The sequence below is a fragment of the Deinococcus pimensis DSM 21231 genome, from assembly GCF_000519345.1.
Classification (GTDB): Bacteria; Deinococcota; Deinococci; order Deinococcales; family Deinococcaceae; genus Deinococcus_A; species Deinococcus_A pimensis.
On sequence record NZ_KI912639.1, the window covers coordinates 64,960 to 66,112 of the forward strand.

The following is a 1,153-nucleotide window of genomic DNA, read 5'->3' on the forward strand; positions in this document are numbered from 1 at the left end:
GGGCGTGGTGCGCCGCCGCGAGGCTGTCGCGGGCCAGCACGAGGTCGAGGCGGTGCGCGCGGAGCTCCTCGCGCAGACGCATCACCTTCTCGCGGCGGCGCGCGCCCGTCACCTCGCGGATGTAGACGGCCAGCACGCGATCCGGGAAGCGCGCGACGACCTCCCGGTAGATCTCCGGGTCCTGCTCGCCGCTGTCGCCGACGAGCACGAAGCTCAGGTCCGGGAAGGTCGTGAAGAGCTTCCCGATGGCCTCCAGCTTGTGCCCGCCGTGCTGCGAACGCAGGATGCCGAGGTTCCAGTCCCGCAGGAAGACCGGACCGAGCGGGATGCGGCGGTACTCCAGGAACGTCCAGATGACGTCGAAGAGGTTCCAGGGGCTGCTCGACACGTAGAACACGGGATTGTCCGCGCCGCCGCGCGGGCCGCCCGTGAGGTGCCGGTACAGCGCGCTCACGCCGGGAAAGGGGAGGCGGGTGTGGGCGTTGGCGAACAGCACCGTCGCCAGCATCTGCCAGAGCTTCGTCGCGCCGGTCACGACGACCGTGTCGTCGAGGTCGCTGATGACGCCGAAGTCCGCGCCGTCCACGATCCGCACGGGCGCCGTGGCGGTGGCGTCCCGCCCGGGCAGTTCCAGGACGGCGTCGTGCCAGCCCGGCGTGAGGGGCGCCTCGGGGCGGAACTCCAGCGTGAAGTACCCCTCGTCGTCCGTGAGGGTCGAGGCGACGGCCCCGCCGAGCGTTCCACGCACCGTCGCGCCGCTCACCTCGCGGCTGTTGAAGCGCCGCGCCACCGCGAGGAAGTTGCGCAGCCGCGAGTCGCGCTCCGTGGAGACGCCGAGACCACCCGAGCGCAGCACCCGCCCCTGCACGCTCACCTTCTCGGGCGCGCCGTAGCCGCAGAACGCGCTGATGACGTGGGGCCCCTTCCAGCGCGCGGGCTGGACGATCCGGTCGACGCGGGCCTCCAGGCGGTCGTTGAAGCGCATGAGGAAGGCGATGAGACGCGACATCACGAGCATCAGTCTAGGACAACCCCGCCGCGCGTCACCTTCACCCGGACGTCACGACTCAGCGGCGGCGCGACGTCACGGCCCGCACCACGACGTCACCGAGGGCGGGCGCGAGCCGGTCGAGCGCCGCGAGTCCCGCGTACC

At 72.1% G+C, this 1,153-nt stretch carries 1 protein-coding gene; it reads right to left on the reverse strand.

Features of this window, described 5'->3' with window-relative positions; translation table 11 throughout:
- Positions 1–1,009 (reverse strand): App1 family protein phosphatidate phosphatase (locus tag DEIPI_RS30185; protein WP_052351691.1); only part of this gene is annotated, 1,009 nt, incomplete at its 3' end.
- Between the last annotated feature and the right edge of the window lie 144 nt (positions 1,010–1,153).